This window comes from Streptomyces sp. NPDC021224, from assembly GCF_044332905.1.
Classification (GTDB): domain Bacteria; phylum Actinomycetota; class Actinomycetes; order Streptomycetales; family Streptomycetaceae; genus Actinacidiphila.
Window position 1 is genome coordinate 121,801 of the sequence record NZ_JBIRPW010000016.1, and the last position, 19,439, is coordinate 141,239.

The following is a 19,439-nucleotide window of genomic DNA, read 5'->3' on the forward strand; positions in this document are numbered from 1 at the left end:
CTGCTCCGGGGGTTGCCGGCGGCCGAATTATCCAGCCTTTATGCCGCTCCAGGTGCAGCTTGGGGTGCGATATAGGATCGGGGAGAAAACATGGCTCGTACGAAAACGTTCGCGCTGAGCGCCGAAGAGCTTGAGCAGTTCGCCCGCGACGGTTATATCGGTCCATTTGACCTCTACACCGAAGAGGAAATGGAAGGGTATCTCCGGCAGACCAGGCCGAAGCTGCTGAAGACCAAGAACTCCGTGTACGCCGACGGCCAGACCGTGTCCGGCAACACCAACCTGGCGGCCAGCTACGACCGGCACCTGGACGTCGACTTCCTGGCCGAGCACATCACCCGGCCGGAGATCGTCGACCGGGTGTCGAGCCTGCTCGGCCCCGACACGCTGTGCTGGCGCACCGAGCTGTTCCCGAAGTACCCGGGCGACGAGGGCACGGACTGGCACCAGGCCGACAACTTCTCCAGCGTCGACGGCGCGAAGCACCCGCACATCGTGTGGCCGGAGGACGCGGAGTTCGGCGGCACGATCACCGCGTGGACCGCCTTCACCGAGGCATCCGTCGAGAACGGCTGCCTGCAGTTCATCCCGGGCACCCACACGTCCATGAACTACGACGAGTCGAAGATCATGGAGTACAACCCGGAGATCATCAACCAGATGGACAAGGACGGCGTCAAGCGCGGCCTGTTCGGCTACGACTACCGGCAGCTGCAGAAGGACCCCGACTGGGCTCCCGACGAGTCCAAGGCCGTCTCCCAGGTCATGCGCCAGGGCCAGTTCATCCTCTTCTGGTCCACGCTCATGCACGCGTCGCACCCCAACAGCAGCGACACCAGGATGCGCCTGGGCTTCGCCTCCCGCTACCTGCCGACGCAGGTCCGCGTCTACCCGTACTCCGACGAGCTGATGGAGTTCGGTGCGCGCGCCAGCCTGGACAAGTTCGGCTGCGTGCTGACGTCCGGCGAGGACAAGTACGGCCACAACCGCTTCGTCGACAGCAACGTCAACGGATTCCGCTTCCCGGTGCACTAGGAGAGATGAAAATGAGCGAGACGGACGACCGCATGGCACCGGACGCGCTGCTGGCGTGGGTCATCGACGAGTGCAAGCAGCTGGGCCTGCGGGTGTCGGCCGGTGACGACGACTTCTTCGAGTCCGGCGGCACCTCGCTGAGCGCGGTGAAGCTCATGGAGCGCGCGGAGCGCGAGTTCGGCGACGACTCGCTGCCGCCGGACGAGCTGTTCACCGAGAGCCGGCTCACGGAGATAGTGGCCAGCATCCAGCGCAACGCCAAGCCGGCCGACGCGGTAGCGGACTAGCAGGCCGGGCGTGGCGGCGACCGACGACAGGTGGGTGACGACCCTCAGGGCCGCGGCGGCGGAACCCGCCAGCACGCTGTTCTGCTTCCCCTACGCCGGCGGGAGTCCGGAGACCTTCCGCGGCTGGTGCGACGGGATCGCGGACGACGTCGAGCTGGTGTGCGTGATCCTGCCCGGCCGGGGGCGGCGCCTGAAGGAGCCGCGCTACGAGAGCTGGGAGCCGCTGGTCGACGACGTCTTCGAGGCGCTGTCACCGCGGCTGGACCGCCGCCACGCCTTCTACGGCCACAGCTTCGGGGGGCGGCTCGCGTACGAGCTGTCCCACCGGGCCGCGGCCGCGTATCCGGGAATGACGCGCAGGCTGTTCGTCTCCGGCTGCCGGAGCCCGGATTCGCCGCAGGCGCGCCCTTTCATGCACGAAATGACGGAAAGTGACTTCCGTGGTGCCGTCGCGGGAATGGGCGGCACACCGGCGGAGCTGTTCGAGAAGGAGCGGCTGCTGCGTCTGCTCCTGCCGACGGTGCGCAGCGAGATCCGGCTCGCCGAGATATGGGAGGACCGCCACGCCGAGGGTGTGGACGTTCCCATCACCGCGCTCTACAGCCTGGACGACCCCATTGACAGCCTGCCGAGCATGCGCGGCTGGAAAGGGTTCACCCGGCGGGACTGCGAGCTGGTCGAGATTCCTGGCGGACATTTCTTCGTGGACAGCCACCCAGAGCACGTCACACAAGTAGTCAACACACGTCTGGGGAATTCGAATGGATAAGATCGCCCTTTCGGATGAGGCTCTCGCCGTTCACGGGAAGATCAACGGGACGGACGCCGACTACCCGGCGGAGAGCCTCAAGGAGCTGTTCGAGGCCGCCGCCGCCCGCCGGCCGGACGCCGTCGCGGTCGTCCACAAGGAGCGCAAGGTCACCTACCGCGAGCTCAACGGCCTGGCCAACGGCCTGGCCGTACGGCTGCGCGCGGCCGGGGTGACGCCCGGCCAGGTCGTGGGCATGTGCGTCAAGCGCTCGCCGGAGATGCTCGCGGCGATGCTGGCGGTCATCAAGTGCGGTGCCACCTATCTGCCGTTCGACCGCAAGTGGCCGGACGACCGGCTGAGCGGCATCTTCGGGCAGGCCGACTGCGCCACGCTGCTGACCGACGCCCCCGACGATATGAAGGTCCGCTTCCCGCAGGCCGCGGTGATCTCCGCCGACCCGGCCGGGCTGGACACCGCCGCGCCCGACCCGGAGCTGCGGGTCGCGCAGGACGCCGTCGTCTACATCGTCTTCACCTCGGGCTCGACGGGATCCCCCAAGGGCGTGCCGATCCGCCACGAGGGCATCGTCCGGCTGGTGTTCAACTCCCGCTTCGTCGAGCTCGACGAGAACGCGGTGGTCCCGCAGCTCGCCGCGGTCGCCTTCGACGCCGCCGAGTTCGAGATCTGGGGCACGCTGCTGCAGGGCGGGACGTGCGTGCTCTACCCGTCGGACTACGTCCGGTTGTCGGAGCTGAAGCGGATCGTCCAGGACAACGGCGTCACCGCGGTCTTCGTGACGACGGCGCTCTTCAACGTGATCGTGGACGAGGCCCCGGCCGTCTTCGACGGGGTCGCAACCATCCTCACCGGCGGCGAGGCGCACTCGCTGCGGCACATCGAGAAGGGCCGCGCGTACTACGGCGACGGCCGGGTCGTCAGCGTCTACGGGCCCACCGAGTGCTCGGTGTTCGCCACCTACTACCCCGTCCGGGAGTCCGTGCTGGGGGAGTCCGCGCTGCCCATCGGGCTGCCCATCCAGAACACGGCGCTCTACGTCATCCGCGACGGGGTGCTGTGCGCGCCCGGCGAGCCCGGCGAGGTGTGCCTGGCCGGTCCCGGCCTGTCGCCGGGATACCTGGGGATGCCGGAGCTGACGGCGAAGAAGTACGTCGAGTACGACATCGACGGCGAGAAGGTGCGGCTCTACCACACCGGCGACCGCGCCTACGTACGGGAGGACGGCAACGTCGTCTTCCAGGGGCGGCTCGACGACCAGGTCAAGGTCAACGGCTTCCGCATCGAGCTGGGCGAGATCGCGCACTTCATGAACGAGGCGCCCGGCGTCAAGCAGGCCTTCGTCACCGTCGCCGAGAAGGACGACGGGGAGAAGGTCGTGGTGGCGTTCGTCGTGCCGACGGGCGAGGACTTCACACCCAAGGCGTGCACCGACCACCTGGCGGCGAAGGTTCCCGGCTACATGCTGCCGGGCGAGATCCACGTGCGCGAGAGCTTCCCCCTGACGGGCTCCGGCAAGGTCGACAAGCGCGCGCTGCTGGCGCAGCGGCACGCGCAGGCCTGACCGGGACACGCCCCGACGGGACGCCCGGACCGGGCGCCCGAACGAAACACCTGAGAGAACACGAACGAAGGGTGAGGACACAGTGACTGCGACGGGGCTGAGCATCAAGGCGGCGTCCCTCTGGCTTCCGGAAGGCAAGGAGAGCCCGGCGGAGGGTGCGCTCAGCGCAGCGGACATCGAGCGGATCGGCATCTCGGAACTGCATGTCGCCCCGGAGGACCTGGCGCCGCCGCAGATGGCCGTCACGGCGGCGGGCAGCGCGCTGGAGCGCAGCGGTGTCGCGCCCGCCTCCATCGGCTGCGTGGTGCACTCGCACAGCTACCACCAGGGCTTCGACATGTGGTCGCCGGCGCACTACGTCGCCCACCACGCCGGGATCGACGACGCGCTGCCCATCAACGTCCAGCAGCTGTGCAACGGCGGCGCGGTGGCGCTCCAGGTCGCGTCGAACTGGCTGGTCGCCAACCCCGACGCGAGCGCCGCCCTGGTCACCGCCGCCGACCGGTTCGCACTGCCCGGCTTCGACCGCTGGGGCAGCGACGACGACGCGACGTACTCCGACTCGGGCACCGCGGTCGTGCTCGGCCGCACCGGGGAGGGTGAGGACGCCCTGCACCTGCTGTCGCTGAACATGGTCACGGACTCCCAGTGGGAGATCCAGATGCGCGGCGAGGCCGACTTCACCTCCGTCCCGCTCGGCCACGGCACGCCCATCGACATGCGGGCCGCCAACAAGGTCTTCCGTGAGTCCGGTTCGGCCGCGCGGATGGTCAAGCTCTCGGTGCCGAAGATGTACGAGCTGGTCATGGGCGCGCTGTCCACGGCGGGCGTCAAGCCCGAGGACATCAGCGTGGTCGCGCTGCCGCGGCTGACCCGGAACATGCGCGAGGGCATGTTCAAGCCCGCCGTCAAGGAGTTCATCGGCGACCACCCGCGCCAGCTGGAGTGCACCACCGGCTGCCTGGGCGCCGGCGACTTCCTGGCGAACCTGGTGGACATCGAGGCCGAGCTGGCTCCCGGCGAGTACGGCATGCTCGTCCAGGGTTCGGGCGGTTACACCTTCACCTGCGCCGTGGTCCAGGCCCCCGTCAAGTAACGCCAGGCACCGCCGACCCCGGAAGAGACGGCCATGACGACGCCGAGCACATGGGACCGCGACGACTACCCCCTCTGGCACGGGACGATCCCCACGTCCACGATCCTGGAGCGGAACACCCCGCAGGACCTGTGGGTCCGGGGAGAGGGCAGCTGGCTGATCGACGCGGCCGGCAACCGCGCCCTCGACGCCCGCGCGGGGGTGGGCAACATGATGCTCGGCTACGGCCGGGCGGACGTGGTGGACGCGATGTGCCGGCAGGCCCGCGAGCTGCCGTACGTCTGCATGGTGCGGTGGGAGCTGCCGGCGCCGGTGGTCGTGGAGCTGGCCCGGGAGCTCACCCGGATCGCCCCCGCGGGACTGGACCGGGTGCGCTTCTGCCACACCGGCGGCGCCGCCGTCGAGAGCGCGATCCTGATGGCCCGTTCCTACCAGCGCAACACCGGCCACCGGGACCGCCGGCTGATCGTCGGCCTGCGCGACAGCTACCACGGCAGCCCCACGGCGGCCATGGCGGCGAGCGGGCAGCGCATCATGCACTGGACGTTCGGGCCGATGCCGGAGGGCTACCGGCACATCCCCGAACCGGCCGCCGACGACGACGGCAGCGCGCTGGCCGGGCAGCTCGACGCGCTGGGCGCGGAGAACATCGCCGCGTTCGTCGTCGAGCCGGTCAAGGGGCGCAACGGGCAGCCGCTGCCCAGCGCCTATCTGCGGGCCGCGCGCGACTACTGCACGAAGCACGGGATCCTGCTCGTCTTCGACGAGGCGTTCACGGGCTTCGGGCGGATGGGCGAGATGTTCGCGGCCGGCCTCTCCGGGGTGTCGCCGGACGTGATGTGCCTGGCCAAGGGCATCACGGCGGGCTACGCGGCGCTGGGCGCGGTGCTCACCACCAGCGCCGTCCAGGCCGCGTTCGACACCGGCAGCACGGTCTTCGCGCACGCCTCGACCACCGACGGCCACCCCGTCGCGTGCGCCGCGGCCCTCGCGGCGATCCGCGCGTACACCGCCGAGGACCTGGTGGCGCGCGGCCGGGAACTCGGCACCTACCTCGGCGACCGGCTCGGCGACCTGCTCAAGGGGGCACCGGCCGTCGCCGGCATCCGGACCGTCGGCGCGTACGTGGGCCTGGACCTGGTCGACGGCAACGGCAGCCCGCTGTCGATGCCGGACCGGCGCGACCTGGAGCGGGCGTGCCGGGAGCAGGGCCTGCTGGTGCACTACACGCCCGACACCGTCGTGCTCATGCCCCCGCTGACGATGGAGACGCAGGAGGCGGAGTTCGCGGCCGAGCGCTTCGCCGGCATCGTCTCGGCCCTGCGTCCGGCGGCCGGCTGACGGCTCTTCCGGAACCGCTCCCCACGGGAGGACGCGGCGGCCCCACCGGACCCGTCCGGTGGGGCCGCCGCGTCGCGTGGCGGGCCGGTCAGGAGGAGGACACCGAGAAGGAGTTCGTCGTGAAGTCCAGGCCGCCCGAGGAGGACGTGATCTCGTAGCCGAACTGGACGTTGCCCAGCGTGATGTCGCCGAACCACTTCTTGGTGTTCTTGATCCAGTTCAGCACCGCGAGCACATCGACGGTCGAGGAACTGGTGTTGGACGTGCGGACGAAGGAGTAGACGGCGTTGGCGCCGTTGCTGCCCTGGTAGACCGTCCAGGTGCTGCCGCCGACGGTGACGTTGCCCTGCGAGGTGCCGAGCGGGCCGACCGCGCCGGTCTTGTTCATCCAGAGCATGATCTCGTAGGCGTTGCCCGTGTCCCAGATGTCGTACGCCGTCTCGTACGCGCCGCTCGACGGCACGGTCACGTCGAAGCTGGAGCTGACCGAGTGCAGCGCGCTCAGCTTCTTGCCCACGTAGCGGGTGGCGTTGGGGTAGGACTTCACACCGCCGGTGTTCGGGTGGTTCGCCCAGACACCCCAGTTGCTGTACGAGTTGGCCCAGATCGTCTGCGGGCCCGCGCCGCTGCCCCAGATGTCGTTGTAGAGGGTGTAGCCGCCGTTCGACCAGGTGGCCCACTGGTCGCTGGAGGACCAGGTCGCCGCGTACGCGGGGGCGGCGGCCAGCCCGACCGCGGCCGCCGCGGAGGCGACCAGGCCGAGCAGGAGCGTGCGGGGCTTCTTGCGCAGGGCTGTGCGCATGGGGGGCTCCAATCTGAACTCCGGGGCAGCCGCGACCGTCGGCGGGCGGCGCGGGGCGGCGCGTGCGCACATCCGGGGGATGCGGAGAGCGTGGGGGCGGAGAGCGCGAGCAGGGCAGGGATCGGCCTGCTCCGGCGCCGTGTTCGAAGCGCTTCGACGGATGATGTGTCAGGTCCGCTGCTGCCGTTGAGGGGATGCGGCTTACGATGACAGTCGAATAATCGAAGCGCAACACCCGCTGCACCGGAAATTCCCGCCCCTCCCGTCCCGCCCGCCCCCCCGCTCCGGGTGCGCCAGGGGCGGGGGTCCCGCCGTGGTTACGATGACGGCTCTCCCCGGCACCGCCTGCCAGGGCGGACCGGAGGGTCGACGATGGCCAGCATCAGAGACGTCGCGCGGCGCGCGGGCGTCGCCCCCAGCACCGTGTCGTACGTGCTGAACGGCGACCGCAGCACCACCGAGGAGACCCGGCAGCGGGTGCGCGAGGCCGTCGAGGCGCTCGACTACCACCCGCGGGCCGGGGCCCGCATGCTGCGCAGCGGCCGCACCCATGTCGTGGCGCTGGCCCTGCCCCGTGGCGGCGGGGCGGGCGTCCCGGCGGGCGGGCGGCACGCCGTGGACGGGCGCTTCGCGATCGAGACCGCCGACGCCGCCCACCGCCTGGGCTACGACCTGCTGCTGGCCACCTCGGGCGACAAGGCCTCGGGCCTGCGGAGGGTGGCGGTGAGCGGCCTCGCGGACGCCGCCGTGATCATGGCCGTCGACCTGGAGGACCCGCGTATCGAGGTGGTCGGGGAACTGGACTTCCCCGCCGCCCTGATCGGGCGCCCGGCGGACGAGGCCGCGCTGCCGTGGATCGACCTCGACTGGGAGGGGGCCGCCGTGCTCGCCGTCCGCGAGCTCGCTGCCGCCGGTCACCGCGAGATCGTCTACCTCGGCCCCGCCGAGGAGGAGGTGCGGGCCCGGCGCAGCGCCGCGCTGTACGGGATCGCCGGGGCCCGGCGCGGCGGCCGGGAGACGGGCGCCGCGGTCCGCGTCGCGCACACCGCCGACGACCCGGCCGGGACGGCCGCCCTGCTCCAGGCGCTGCTGGCCGGGCCTGCCGGGACGCCCACCGCGCTGGTGGTCCAGCACCCGACCGCGGGCGGCCAGGTCCTGGCGTCGGCGGCCGCGCTCGGCCGCCGGGTGCCGGAGGACCTGGCCGTCGTGGTCGTCGGCGCGCTGCCCGGCGATTCCGCGGGCGCGCGGCTGCCGCGGATCGAGCTGCCGGTGCCCGCGATGAGCGCCACCGCGGTGGAGCTGGCCGTCGAGGACGCCGACGCGCGCCGCCCGGTCAGGGGGCGCGGGCGCTCCCGGGAGCAGGCAACGGCGCCGGACGGCGCGGCCCGGCGGGTGCTGCTCGCACCGGAGCTGCTGGACGCCGGGGCGCTGCGCCCGCCGCCGGCCTGACCCCGCCCGTACCCCCCGGCCACGGCCGGGCAACAGCTGCTGCCCGGAACGCCCTTGTCGGCCCGCCCGGCAGTGCCTAACCTTGCCGGGACGGTCAGGAAATCGATTCGACACGTTCGCCCGGCCGGGCCCGCGGGCCGCGGATCGACACAGCGATACGGCGACACAGCGACAGAGCAGGAGACCTCCATGAAGTTCACCGACGGCTACTGGCTGCTGCGGCCGGGAGTCACCGCCCGCTTCGCGGCCGAGGTCGCCGACGCGAGCGTCACCGAGGACCGCGTCACGCTGTCCGCGGCGGTCCGCGCGGTCGGCCACCGCGGCGACACCCTCAACAGCCCGCTGCTCACGGTGGAGTGCTGGTCCCCGGCCGAGGGCGTGATCGGTGTGCGGTCCACCCACCACGCCGGCGCGGTGCGCGGGCTCCCGCAGTTCGCGCTGCCCGGCGAGGGGCGGTGGGGGAGCGCGGTGCGCAAGGACTCCGTGGTCGAGCTGACCTCGGGCGAGCTGACGCTGCGGATCGACACCGAGCAGCCCTGGCACCTCGGCTTCAGCGCCGGGGGCACCCCGCTCACCTCGTTCGGCGAGAAGAGCCTCGGCTTCGTGACCGACGCCGAGGGCCGCCACCACATGGTCGGCCGGGCGGCGCTGGGCGTCGGCGAGTACGTCTACGGCCTCGGCGAACGCTTCACCGCGTTCACCAGGAACGGCCAGAGCGTCGACATCTGGCAGGAGGACGGCGGCACCAGCAGCGAGCAGGCCTACAAGAACGTCCCCTTCTACCTCACCAACCGCGGCTACGGTGTCTTCGTCAACCACCCCGGCAAGGTGTCGTACGAGATCGGCTCGGAGTTCGCCGGGCGGGCCCAGTTCAGCGTCGAGGACCAGTCCGTGGAGTTCTACGTCGTCCACGGCCCCGGCCCGAAGGAGATCCTCGCCCGCTACACCGCGCTGACCGGCCGCCCCGCGCTGCCGCCCGCCTGGTCCTTCGGCCTGTGGCTGTCCACGTCCTTCACCACCGACTACGACGAGGACACGGTCACCGGCTTCGTCCAGGGCATGGAGGACGCCGGGATCCCGCTGAGCGTCTTCCACTTCGACTGCTTCTGGATGCGCCCCTACCAGTGGTGCGACTTCACCTGGGACCCCGCGGTCTTCCCCGATCCCGAGGGCATGCTGGCCCGGCTGAAGGAGCGGGGCCTGCGGATCTGCGTGTGGATCAACCCCTACATCGCGCAGAAGTCCCCGCTGTTCGCCGAGGGCGCCGCGCACGGCTACCTGCTCCGGCGGGCGGACGGCAGCGTGTGGCAGTGGGACCAGTGGCAGGCCGGGATGGCCCTGGTGGACTTCACCAACCCCGACGCCCGCGCCTGGTACGCCGACAAGCTGCGTGTCCTGCTGGACCAGGGCGTGGACTGCTTCAAGACCGACTTCGGCGAGCGGATTCCGGTGGACGTCGTGTGGTCCGACGGCTCCGACCCGCAGCGGATGCACAACTACTACACCCAGCTCTACAACGAGACGGTCTTCGACCTGCTGCGCGAGGAGCGCGGCGAGGACGAGGCGGTGCTCTTCGCCCGCTCGGCGACCACCGGCGGCCAGCAGATGCCCGTGCACTGGGGCGGCGACTGCGAGTCGACCTTCGAGGCGATGGCCGAGTCGCTGCGTGGCGGGCTGTCGCTGGGCCTGTGCGGCTTCGGCTTCTGGAGCCACGACATCGGCGGCTTCGAGGGCACCCCGACCCCCGAACTGTTCGCCCGCTGGGTGCAGTTCGGCCTGCTGTCCTCGCACAGCCGGCTGCACGGGAGCCGGTCCTACCGGGTGCCGTGGGAGTACGGCGAGCAGGCCGTGCCGGTCACCGCCGCGTTCACCCGCCTCAAGCACCAGCTCATGCCGTACCTCTACCGCGCCGCCGGGCAGGCCCGGGACGCGGGCACCCCGGTGATGCGGGCGATGGTGCTGGAATTCCCCGCCGACCCGGCCTGCGCCACCCTGGACCGGCAGTACATGCTGGGCGACGACCTGCTGGTCGCCCCGGTCTTCAGCGCGGACGGCACGGTGGAGTACTACGTCCCCGCGGGCAGTTGGACCAGCGTGCTGACCGGCGAGCGGATCGAGGGTCCTGGCTGGCGGCGCGAGACCCACCCGGTCGACACCCTGCCGCTGCTCGCCCGGCCCGGCGCGGTGATCCCCTTCGGGGCCTCCTCGGACGGGCCGGTGTCCGACTGGGCGGACGGGGTGACGCTGCGGGTATACGCCCCGGCGGACGGCGCCACCACCGTGACGCGGGTGCCCGCGCCCGACGGCTCGGCCCCGGTCGCCTTCACCGTCACCCGCGACGGGGACGGGATCGTCGTGGAGACCGGCAGCGCCCTGCCCTGGAACGTGCTGCTGGCCGGCGCCTCGACCCCCGGGCACGGCGAGCCGCACGCGCTCGGCACGCTGCACCGGTGCGCGGCCGGGACGGCGCGGCTGGCGGCGCCGCTCGGCTGAGGGACCCGCGCCGGGCACCGCCCGGTGAAGCGCTTCGACGTGCACCCCGCGGTGCCCGGGCCGCACGGGCCGGGCACCGCGGGGCCGGGGTCAGCCGTCCAGCTCGGCGCGGACCGTGCGGGCGGCGGCCACCAGGTTCTCCAGCGACGCGCGGGTCTCGGGCCAGCCGCGGGTCTTCAGACCGCAGTCCGGGTTGACCCACAGGCGCTCGGCGGGGATGGCCCTGAGCCCGGTGCGCAGCAGCCGGGCGGCCTCGTCGGCGCCGGGGACGCGCGGCGAGTGGATGTCGTAGACACCCGGTCCGGCCTCGCGCGGGTACCCGTGCGCGGCCAGCTCCCGGGCCACCTGCATGTGGGAGCGGGCCGCCTCCAGGCTGATGACGTCCGCGTCGAGGTCGTCGATGGCCTGGACGATGTCCCCGAACTCCGCGTAGCACATGTGCGTGTGGACCTGGGTGTCCGCGCGCACCCCGGCGGTGGTGAGCCGGAAGGCCTCGGTGGCCCAGGCCAGGTACGCCGGGCGGTCGGCGGACCGCAGCGGCAGCGTCTCGCGCAGCGCGGGCTCGTCCACCTGGATGACGGCGGTGCCCGCGGCCTCCAGGTCGGCGACCTCGTCGCGCAGGGCCAGGGCCACCTGCCGGGCGGTGTCGGCGAGCGGCTGGTCGTCGCGCACGAAGGACCAGGCGAGCATCGTGACGGGGCCGGTGAGCATGCCCTTGACCGGCCGGTCGGTGAGCGACTGGGCGTAGGACGTCCAGCGGACGGTCATGGGCTCGGGGCGGGAGATGTCACCGGCGAGGATCGGCGGCCGCACGTAGCGGGTGCCGTAGGACTGGACCCAGCCGTGCCGGGTGGCCAGGTAGCCGGTGAGCTGCTCGGCGAAGTACTGCACCATGTCGTTGCGCTCGGGCTCGCCGTGCACCAGGACGTCCAGGCCGGTCTTCTCCTGGAAGGTGATGACCTCGCGGACCGCGTCGCGCATCCGCTCCTCGTACCCGGCGGTGTCGATCCGCTTGCCGCGCAGGTCGGCGCGGGCGGCGCGCAGGTCGCCGGTCTGCGGGAAGGAGCCGATGGTCGTGGTGGGCAGCAGCGGCAGCCGCAGCCGGGCCCGCTGGGCGGCGGTGCGCTCGTCGTACGGCTGGGTCCGCCGGGTGTCGGCCTCGGTGACGGCCGCGGCCCGCGCCCGGACGGCCGGGTCGCGGGTGAGCGGGGACCGCGCGCGCGAGTCGAGCGCGGCGCGGTTGGCGGCCAGTTCGGCGGCGACGGCGTCCGTGCCGTGCGACAGGCCCGCGGCGAGGGTGGCGATCTCGGCGGTCTTCTGCCGGGCGAAGGCGAGCCAGGGCAGCACCCGCGGGTCGAGGTCGGCCTCGGCGGCGGCGTCGAGCGGCACGTGCAGCAGCGAGCAGGACGCGGCCACGTCGACCCGGTCGGCCAGGCCCAGCAGGGTGCCGAGGGTGGCGAGCGCCTTGCGCAGGTCGCAGGTCCAGATGTTGCGGCCGTCCACGACGCCCGCGACCAGGCGCTTGCCGGGCAGGCCGCCGACGGCCGCGAGGCCGTCCAGGTTGGTGGCTGCCGGGCCGGTGAAGTCCAGGGCCAGGCCCTCGACGGGGGCCTCGGCCAGCACCGGCAGGGCGTCGCCGAGCCGGTCGAAGTAGGAGGCGACCAGCAGCTGGGGGCGGTCGGTGAGGGAGCCCAGCGCGCGGTAGGCGCGGGCGGCGGCGTCCAGTTCGGCGGCGTCCCGGTCCTGGACGAGGGCGGGCTCGTCGAGCTGGACCCATGCGGCGCCCGCCGCGCGCAGGTCGGCGAGCACGGTGGCGTAGACGGGCAGCAGCCGGTCCAGCAGGCTCAGCGGCTCGAAGTCCGCGGGCGCGCCGGGCGCCGGCTTGGCCAGCAGCAGGTAGGTGACGGGGCCGACGAGCACCGGCCGCGGGGTCAGGCCCAGGGCCAGCGCCTCGCCGAACTCGGCGAGCTGCTTGGCCGGGTCGGCGGTGAAGACGGTGTCGGGCCCGAGTTCGGGCACCAGGTAGTGGTAGTTCGTGTCGAACCACTTCGTCATCTCCAGCGGCGCGACGTCCTGCGTGCCGCGGGCCATGGCGAAGTAGCCGTCGAGCGGGTCGGCGTCGACCGCGGAGCGGTGCCGCGCGGGGATCGCGCCGACCATGACGCTGGTGTCGAGGACGTGGTCGTAGAGCGAGAAGTCGCCGGTGGGCACCTCGTCGACGCCGGCCTCGGACAGCTGCCGCCAGTTCGCCCGGCGCAGTTCCGCCGCGGTACCGCCGAGCGTCTCGGCGCTGACGCGGCCCTTCCAGTAGCCCTCGACGGCCTTCTTCAGTTCCCGGTCGGCACCCTGGCGGGGGTAGCCGTACACGGTGGCCCGTGCTGCCGCGGCTGCGGGCTTGGTTGTCACGGAGATCTCCTTCACGAGATGGATCCCTGAGATCCCGGCGACGGGACGGGGGCGTGAAGGGTGGCGCAGCCGGGCGGTCCCGGAGTTCCCCCCGAAAGGGGTACGTCCGCCCGCCGTTTGTCTGTCGCCGACCCGCCCTCGAGGTCACCGGGATGTCCGTACGCGATCGGTCGCGTACGGGCAACGGGCAGGTCTTCGGACTCGCGGGCACTCTGCCGGGAGGCAGTTGTCCTACTGGCCGTCGCTTCCCAGGTCCGCGGCCCGGACCCAGTGCGTATGACGGCGGTCGTTCCCACTCACCGCTGCGGGGCAGTCCCGGATTCCCACCGGGTTCCCTCTTGCGACGCGCCTGCCTGGCGGGCAGGGCGAACCAGTTGCACCTCCCAGCCTAGAACGCCGGACAACTTCCGGCTGCCGTTGTCCACAACCCGGAGCGATGTCATATTAAGGTTAGGCTTACCTAAATAACGAGGAGGACGTGTGACCAGGACCGCCGACCGGTGCGAGCCCTCCGCCGCGGAGCGCGTACGCAGCATCCTGACGGCCGCGGGCTCCGCCGCCGTCACGGCCAACGGCGCGCACGAGGACTTCCTGACCGGGGTGGACGCCGACCTCGACGGCGGGACCCTGCTGCTGACCGTCCCCGTGGACAGCGGCGCCGCCGCCGAGGCCTCCCGCGGCCCGGCGGTCGGCATCCCCGCGGTGCTGGAGTGGACGGACCTCGCGCCCGTTCCGGTACGCGACCGGGTCCGCGCCCAGGTACGGATCACCGCCCGGCTGCCCTTTCCGCACCCGCTGACCGGGCCCGACGAACTGGGCCACCACATCCACGCCCTGCTCACCCGCGCCTTCCACGAGCGGCACCACACCCGGTACGGCCGTCGGCGCCGGTGACCGGACGCCGCTACCCACCGGCCGCGCGGTCGGCGAGGATCTCGCGGGCGGCACGGGCACCGGAGGCGAGGGCGCCCTGCACGGAGCCGGTGGCGCGGTGGTCGCCGCAGACGTGCACACCGGGGGAGTGGCGCGTGCTCCGGGAGAGCGGCCAGGGCGGCGGCATCGCCGGCAGCGCCTCCGGCACCGGGTAGACGGCCACCGGCTCCCAGCCGCCGGTGTCCGTCCCGTACAGCTCGGCAAGCACGCCGCGCACCCGCGCCTCCCGCTCCTCGGGGGCGTCCGCGCCCAGCACCGAGGTGGCCACCAGCGCCCGCCCGCGCGGCGCGTACGACGGCGCGACCTCGCTGATCACCACCGTGTTGAGCACCCGCCGCGCACTGTCCACGACCAGCGTGGGTTCGGCCAGCGGCGGCCGCGGGACGGCGTGGTAGTACGTGGTGACCGCGCGCACCGGCGGCACGGCGAGTCCCGGCAGCAGCTCCGCCGCGGCCCCCGGCCCGGTCGCGACGACCACCGTGCGGGCCGACTGCTCGCTGCCGTAGGCGGTCAGCACCCCCGTACCGGTCAGCCGCTCCACCGGGACGCCCAGCTCCACCGTGCCGTCGGGCAGGTCCGCGGCGAGCTGCTCGGGCACGGCGGCGACGCCGCGCGCGGGCAGGCACAGCCTCCCGCGCATCATCGAGCGCCACACCAGGTGGAAGTAGCGGCTGGAGGTCTCAAGGTCGTCCTCCAGGAACACGCCCGACAGGAACGGCCGCAGCAGACGTTCCACCATCTCCTCGCCGATCGCGGCGTCGGCGAGCGCGGTCCTGGTCGTACGGTCCGGCGCCCGCCGGAGCATCCGCGGCGGGGTGAGCAGATCGCGCGCGCACAGCATCACCAGCGCGGACACGTCCCGCAGCGAGCCGAGCCGGCCCGGCAGCAGGTCGGCGGCCTGCCGCGGGGCGCGGGTCGGATCGGCGAAGCGCAGCGTGCCGCGCGGGGTGTGCACCAGGAAGCCGGGGCCGAACGGCCGCGGGTCCAGCTCGCCCACCCGCAGCCGACGGCGCAGCTGCGGGTAGGACGGGTTGACCACCTGGAAGCCGCGGTCGAGGCGGAAGCCGTCCCGCACGTCGGTGCGCATCCGGCCGCCGACGCCGTCCGACGCCTCCAGCACCCGCACCCGCAGCCCCGCGGCCACCAGGTCCTGCGCGCACGCCAGCCCCGCGAGCCCGGCGCCGACCACCACCACGTCCACCGCTGCCTTCGCCGTCACCGCGCTCTCCGTCCGCCGGACCGGGCCGTCCCCCGGCGGCGCGGGCGGACCGCGGCGCCGGGGGACGGGAGGGGTCACTTCGCCAGGAACTCCAGCAGGTCCTTGTTGAAGCGCTCCTTGTCGCCGGGCACCAGGGCGATGCCGTGCGAGCCGCCCTCGTAGACCTTCAGCTCGGCGTCCTTGACGAGCTTCGCCGTCTTGGCGCCGGTCGCCGCGAAGGGCACGACCTGGTCGTCGTCGCCGTGCACGACGAGCGTCGGGACGTCGAACTTCGCGAGGTCCGCGTGGAAGTCGGTCGACGCGAAGGCGTCGACGCAGGCCACACCGCCCTCGATCGTCTCGTCCATCGCCATCAGCCAGAAGGCGTCGCGGTTGCCCTGGGTGACCTTGTTGCCCTCGCGGTTCGCGCTGAAGAACCCCTCCGAGGTGTCCTTCCAGAACTGCGAGCGCTCCTCGATGATGCCGGCCTTGATCTCGTCGAAGACCTTCTGCGGCACGCCCTCGGGGTTGTCGGGCCCCTGGAGCATCAGCGGCGGGATGGCCGAGAGCAGGACCGCGGAGCGGACCCGCCCGGTGCCGTGCCGCCCGATGTAGCGGGCCAGCTCGCCACCGCCCATGGAGTGTGCCACGAGCGTGACGTCGCGCAGGTCCAGGGAGGTGATCAGGTCGTCCAGGTCGTCCGCGAAGGTGTCGAAGTCGTAGCCGTCGAACACCGGGGTGGAGCGCCCGTGGCCGCGCCGGTCGTGGGCGATGCCGCGGAAGCCCGCGTCGGCCACCGCCTTGAGCTGGTCCTGCCACGCGTCGCCGCTCAGCGGCCAGCCGTGGATGAAGACGACGGGCCGGCCCTTGCCCCAGTCCTTGTAGAAGATCTCGACCCCGTCACGTGTCGTCACGTAGGGCATGAAGACGTCCTCTCGCTTGCTCACGTACCCCCGCGCGCCGCGTGCGTCACGGGCGCCTCGCGGGCCGGGCGCGCCCCGCCCCTCCTCGCCGCCGGTCGCCGCCCTTCCCATGCTCCGCCTGTCCGCCGCTCCCGCAACGCGAGCGGTGGACAGGGTCCGGCGGGCACCCCTTCAGCGCCCGCCGGGCCCGCGCACCCCGGGCCAGTCCAGCCGCAGCTGCTGGGAGCGGGGGAGCTTGGACACGATCAGGTCGTAGGAGTCCTCGATCATCTCGCGGACCAGGCCGTCGGGCAGCGCCCCGTCCAGGCGCACCGTGTTCCAGTGACGCTTGTTCAGATGCCAGCCGCCGGTGATCTCCGCGTGGGCCGCGCGCAGTTGCAGCGCCACCTCCGGATCGCACTTCAGACTCACGCTCAGCGGCTCGGTGTCGAGGGCGGTGATCGCGAAGATCTTGTCGCCGACCTTGAAGACCGAGGTCTCCAGGGTGAAGGGGAAGGTCTCCGCGGCCCCGTTCAGTCCCAGGCAGAAGGCTTTGAGCGCGTCCGGTGTCATGGGGGCCAGTGTGCCGTGCGGCACCGACACCGGCCGCGCCGGGTGCGCGGAGGGTAGCTCCGCGTGCCCGTACAGTGGTCGCCGCCGGTGCCGGGGGCCTGCGGCCGCCGGTTCCCGCCCGCGGCCCCGCCCCCTCCCGCGCCCTCAGCCCAGCGCCGCCAGCAGCTCGCGCTCGCGCTCCGCGCTCAGGCCCGCGCGGCGCGGCCGGTCGAGCCCCTCCGCGCGCTCCCAGTCCAGCGTGTCGGCGAGCAGGTGCGCGCGCGGACGGTGGTGCAGCCCGGCGGCCCGCGCCGCGGCCCCGGTGCGGGCCGACCACCCCTCCCAGCCCGGCTCGGCCACCCACATCGGCAGCGACTCGGGCCCCATGTACTCGGCCACGCCGTTCGCCAGCAGCCACGGCGAACCGGCGGCGGCCACCGGCCCGGTGTGCCCGCCGACGGTGCGCGACAGCTCCAGCCACTCGCCGAACGGGACGACCGGCCCGACCGCGTCGAAGGTGCCGGTGGTACGGGCCTGCGCGGCGTCGAGCAGCCACGCGGCGAGATCCCGCACGTCGACCACCTGGGTCGGCCGGTCCGGCGTGTCGGGCACCAGCATCGCGCCCCGCGGGTCGCGGGCGGCGCGCGCCACCCAGTAGCCGGAGCGGCCGCTGCGGTCGCCGGGGCCGCCGATGAGCCCGGCGCGGGCGATCAGCAGCCGGTCGCCCACCGCGGCCGCCGACGCCCGCTCACAGGCGGACTTCGCCTCGCCGTAGAGCGCGCTGTCCACCTCGTCCCGCTCGGTCGGGGCCAGCAGCGGGGTGGACTCGTCGGCGCCCGGCACGGCGTGCGAGGCGTAGGCGCTCACGGAGGAGACGTACGTCCAGTGCCGGGCCCGGCCGCTGAGCGCTTCGAGCGCCTCGCGCACGAAGCCGGGCTGCCAGGACACCTCGACGACCGCGTCCCACTCCCGGTCGAGCAGCGGACCGTACGCGGCCGCCTCCCGCCGGTCGGCCGCCACCAGCCGGGCGCCCCCGGCGACCTCCCCGCTCTCCCCGCGGGCCAGGCACGTCACCGCGTGCCCCCGCTCCACCGCCTGCCGCGACAGCTCGCGCCCGAGCCACGCCGTTCCGCCCAGCACCAAGATCTCCATCCCCTCACCCAAGCACCGCGCCCGCCGCCCGCCCAGGCCGGTTCGCCGTCGGCGGATTCGCGCAGGGCGTAGGGCACGGGGCCCTACGGCCTTCGGGTTCTCCCCCGGGCGACCGGCGGGTCTGCCGGATGGGGGCGCGGGCGCGGGGTGGTCAGGATGAGGGATATCGGGTCCGTCTCGCTTCCGGGAGCCACCGTGCTGACACGCCGTACCGCCGTCGTGGGGGCCGCCGCCGCGGCCCTGTCCACCGTCTTCTCGCTGCCCGCCGTGGCCTGCGCGCCGAAGCGGACGGGGCGGCTGCTGCTGCCCGCGCCGGGCGGGCCGTACGCCGTCGGGACGGTCGCGCTGCGGCTGGTGGACGCGGCGCGGGCCGACCCGTGGGTCCCCGGGCGGCGGCGCGAGCTGATGGTGAGCCTGCGCTATCCGGCACGGGGCGCGGGCGGCGGGTACGGGGCGCCGCAGATGCTGCCGGGGGAGGCGGCCGGGTTCGCCGCGCTCGCCGGTTACGCCGGGGTGCCGGCCGCCCAGGTGGACTGGGCCGCCACCCGCACGTACGCCCGCACCGGGGCGCCCGCGCTCCCGGGCCGCTTCCCGCTGGTGCTCTACTCGCCCGGCGCGGGCGACCCCCGCTCGCTGAACAGCACTCTGTGCGACGACCTGGCCTCCCGCGGCTACGCCGTGCTGGCCGTCGACCACACCTACGACGCGGCGGCCGTCGAATTCCCCGGCGGCCGGGTCGAACGCACCGTGCTGCCCGCCGAGTTCGCCCGCGCCGTGCCCGACCCCGCGCACGTGGACCCGGAACGTGTCGCGGCGCTGCTGCGCAAGGTCGTGGAGGTACGCGTCGCCGATGTGCGGTCGGTGCTGGACCTGCTGCCCGGCGCGCTGCCGCGGGCGCTGCGCGGGGTGCCGGACTTCGGGCGGACCGGGATGTTCGGGCACTCGGGAGGCGGCTTCACCGCGTTGCAGGCCATGTACGACGACCCGCGCATCGCGGCAGGCGCGAACCTCGACGGCGTGACCGCGTACGTCCAGGACGACCCCGACCACGGCCACCTCTCGCCGGTGGCCGCGAACGGGCTCGACCGCCCCTTCCTGCTCGTCGGCAAGGACGGCAACACCCGTGCCACGGTGCCCTCCTGGGACGCGCTGTGGCGCGGCAGCCGCGGCTGGCACCGCGGGATCAGCCTGGCCGGCACCGGGCACGCGGCCCTCACCGACGCCGAGACGCTGCTGCCGCAGATCGCCCGCCGCCTACACCTGCCCGCGAGCGCCGTCACCGCGAACCTCGGCACGCTCGCTCCGTACCGCGCGGTCCGTGCCCAGCGCGCGTACCTGGCCGCCTTCTTCGACCGCTGGCTGCGCGGCCGCGACGACCACGGGCTGCTCGACGGCCCGTCACCGTCCCACCCGGAGGTCCGCTTTTTCTCCTGAGGCCTCCTGAGGTCTCCTGAGGGCCCGCG

The 19,439-nt window shown here is 73.2% G+C and carries 16 protein-coding genes and 1 riboswitch; of the genes, 10 read left to right on the plus strand and 6 right to left on the minus strand.

The features are described 5' to 3' along the window. The first annotated feature begins 90 nt into the window (after positions 1 to 90). The 6 genes from ACH4PY_RS30000 (at position 91) to ACH4PY_RS30025 (ending at position 6,089) form a co-directional block, all read left to right on the plus strand. Positions 91 to 1,035 (plus strand): chlorinating enzyme, encoded by a 945-nt coding sequence (locus ACH4PY_RS30000; protein WP_398189800.1) that lies wholly within the window; start codon positions 91 to 93, stop codon positions 1,033 to 1,035. A gap of 11 nt (positions 1,036 to 1,046) precedes the next feature. After that, the gene (locus tag ACH4PY_RS30005) at positions 1,047 to 1,322 is read left to right on the plus strand and encodes a phosphopantetheine-binding protein (RefSeq protein WP_398189803.1); all 276 of its coding nucleotides are present in this window, start codon (positions 1,047 to 1,049) and stop codon (positions 1,320 to 1,322) included. Positions 1,323 to 1,332: 10 nt separating this feature from the next. Further along, a complete protein-coding gene (locus tag ACH4PY_RS30010; protein WP_398189806.1) occupies positions 1,333 to 2,091 on the plus strand; it encodes a thioesterase II family protein in 759 nt (252 codons plus the stop codon). Beyond that, entirely contained in the window at positions 2,084 to 3,652 is a 1,569-nt protein-coding gene (locus tag ACH4PY_RS30015; RefSeq protein WP_398189809.1) for an amino acid adenylation domain-containing protein, read from the plus strand. Before ACH4PY_RS30010 ends, ACH4PY_RS30015 begins: the two co-directional genes overlap by 8 nt. 82 nt (positions 3,653 to 3,734) lie before the next feature. Further along, on the plus strand, positions 3,735 to 4,748 hold the full coding sequence (locus tag ACH4PY_RS30020) for a ketoacyl-ACP synthase III family protein (RefSeq protein ID WP_398189812.1): 1,014 nt from the start codon (positions 3,735 to 3,737) through the stop codon (positions 4,746 to 4,748). Positions 4,749 to 4,781: 33 nt separating this feature from the next. Further along, entirely contained in the window at positions 4,782 to 6,089 is a 1,308-nt protein-coding gene (locus tag ACH4PY_RS30025; RefSeq protein WP_398189815.1) for an aspartate aminotransferase family protein, read from the plus strand. A gap of 88 nt (positions 6,090 to 6,177) precedes the next feature. On the opposite strand, the gene ACH4PY_RS30030 is transcribed toward ACH4PY_RS30025, so the two are convergent. Then, positions 6,178 to 6,891, minus strand: a complete 714-nt coding sequence (locus tag ACH4PY_RS30030; protein WP_398189817.1) for a hypothetical protein — start codon at positions 6,889 to 6,891, stop codon at positions 6,178 to 6,180. Between the two features lie 372 nt (positions 6,892 to 7,263). Here ACH4PY_RS30030 and ACH4PY_RS30035 point away from each other — a divergent pair, with 372 nt between their 5' ends. Beyond that, positions 7,264 to 8,340 (plus strand): LacI family DNA-binding transcriptional regulator, encoded by a 1,077-nt coding sequence (locus tag ACH4PY_RS30035; RefSeq protein WP_398189820.1) that lies wholly within the window; start codon positions 7,264 to 7,266, stop codon positions 8,338 to 8,340. 189 nt (positions 8,341 to 8,529) lie between these two features. Beyond that, entirely contained in the window at positions 8,530 to 10,833 is a 2,304-nt protein-coding gene (gene yicI / locus ACH4PY_RS30040; RefSeq protein ID WP_398189823.1) for an alpha-xylosidase, read from the plus strand. Positions 10,834 to 10,923: 90 nt separating this feature from the next. On the opposite strand, the gene metE is transcribed toward yicI, so the two are convergent. Then, the gene (gene metE, locus ACH4PY_RS30045) at positions 10,924 to 13,239 is read right to left on the minus strand and encodes a 5-methyltetrahydropteroyltriglutamate--homocysteine S-methyltransferase (RefSeq protein WP_398189826.1); all 2,316 of its coding nucleotides are present in this window, start codon (positions 13,237 to 13,239) and stop codon (positions 10,924 to 10,926) included. 168 nt (positions 13,240 to 13,407) lie between these two features. Continuing rightward, positions 13,408 to 13,629, minus strand: a riboswitch (cobalamin riboswitch). A 90-nt stretch (positions 13,630 to 13,719) separates the two neighbouring features. Here metE and ACH4PY_RS30050 point away from each other — a divergent pair. Continuing rightward, entirely contained in the window at positions 13,720 to 14,133 is a 414-nt protein-coding gene (locus tag ACH4PY_RS30050; RefSeq protein ID WP_398189829.1) for a hypothetical protein, read from the plus strand. A gap of 10 nt (positions 14,134 to 14,143) precedes the next feature. Here ACH4PY_RS30050 and ACH4PY_RS30055 read toward each other — a convergent pair whose 3' ends face one another. The 4 genes from ACH4PY_RS30055 to ACH4PY_RS30070 all read right to left on the minus strand — a co-directional run bounded on the left by ACH4PY_RS30055 (position 14,144) and on the right by ACH4PY_RS30070 (position 17,976). Beyond that, positions 14,144 to 15,391, minus strand: coding sequence for an NAD(P)/FAD-dependent oxidoreductase (locus ACH4PY_RS30055; RefSeq protein ID WP_398189832.1), 1,248 nt, complete (start codon positions 15,389 to 15,391; stop codon positions 14,144 to 14,146). A gap of 74 nt (positions 15,392 to 15,465) precedes the next feature. Next, positions 15,466 to 16,293 (minus strand): alpha/beta fold hydrolase, encoded by an 828-nt coding sequence (locus tag ACH4PY_RS30060; RefSeq protein WP_398189979.1) that lies wholly within the window; start codon positions 16,291 to 16,293, stop codon positions 15,466 to 15,468. Between the two features lie 171 nt (positions 16,294 to 16,464). After that, complete coding sequence (locus ACH4PY_RS30065; RefSeq protein WP_398189835.1) at positions 16,465 to 16,845, minus strand: MmcQ/YjbR family DNA-binding protein; 381 nt, start codon at positions 16,843 to 16,845, stop codon at positions 16,465 to 16,467. Positions 16,846 to 16,989: 144 nt separating this feature from the next. Continuing rightward, positions 16,990 to 17,976: an NAD-dependent epimerase/dehydratase family protein gene (locus ACH4PY_RS30070; RefSeq protein ID WP_398189838.1), complete on the minus strand. Its 987-nt coding sequence runs from the start codon at positions 17,974 to 17,976 to the stop codon at positions 16,990 to 16,992. A 195-nt stretch (positions 17,977 to 18,171) separates the two neighbouring features. Here ACH4PY_RS30070 and ACH4PY_RS30075 point away from each other — a divergent pair, with 195 nt between their 5' ends. Continuing rightward, positions 18,172 to 19,410, plus strand: a complete 1,239-nt coding sequence (locus ACH4PY_RS30075) for a hydrolase (RefSeq protein ID WP_398189841.1) — start codon at positions 18,172 to 18,174, stop codon at positions 19,408 to 19,410. Positions 19,411 to 19,439: the final 29 nt, after the last annotated feature.

Coding starts and splice junctions, on each gene's coding strand:
- ACH4PY_RS30000 (WP_398189800.1), top strand. CDS start 91: ATGGCTCGTACGAAAACGTTCGCGCTGAGCGCCGAAGAGCTTGAGCAG.
- ACH4PY_RS30005 (WP_398189803.1), top strand. CDS start 1,047: ATGAGCGAGACGGACGACCGCATGGCACCGGACGCGCTGCTGGCGTGG.
- ACH4PY_RS30015 (WP_398189809.1), top strand. CDS start 2,084: ATGGATAAGATCGCCCTTTCGGATGAGGCTCTCGCCGTTCACGGGAAG.
- ACH4PY_RS30025 (WP_398189815.1), top strand. CDS start 4,782: ATGACGACGCCGAGCACATGGGACCGCGACGACTACCCCCTCTGGCAC.
- ACH4PY_RS30030 (WP_398189817.1), bottom strand. CDS start 6,891: ATGCGCACAGCCCTGCGCAAGAAGCCCCGCACGCTCCTGCTCGGCCTG.
- ACH4PY_RS30035 (WP_398189820.1), top strand. CDS start 7,264: ATGGCCAGCATCAGAGACGTCGCGCGGCGCGCGGGCGTCGCCCCCAGC.
- yicI (WP_398189823.1), top strand. CDS start 8,530: ATGAAGTTCACCGACGGCTACTGGCTGCTGCGGCCGGGAGTCACCGCC.
- ACH4PY_RS30060 (WP_398189979.1), bottom strand. CDS start 16,293: ATGCCCTACGTGACGACACGTGACGGGGTCGAGATCTTCTACAAGGAC.
- ACH4PY_RS30065 (WP_398189835.1), bottom strand. CDS start 16,845: ATGACACCGGACGCGCTCAAAGCCTTCTGCCTGGGACTGAACGGGGCC.
- ACH4PY_RS30070 (WP_398189838.1), bottom strand. CDS start 17,976: ATGGAGATCTTGGTGCTGGGCGGAACGGCGTGGCTCGGGCGCGAGCTG.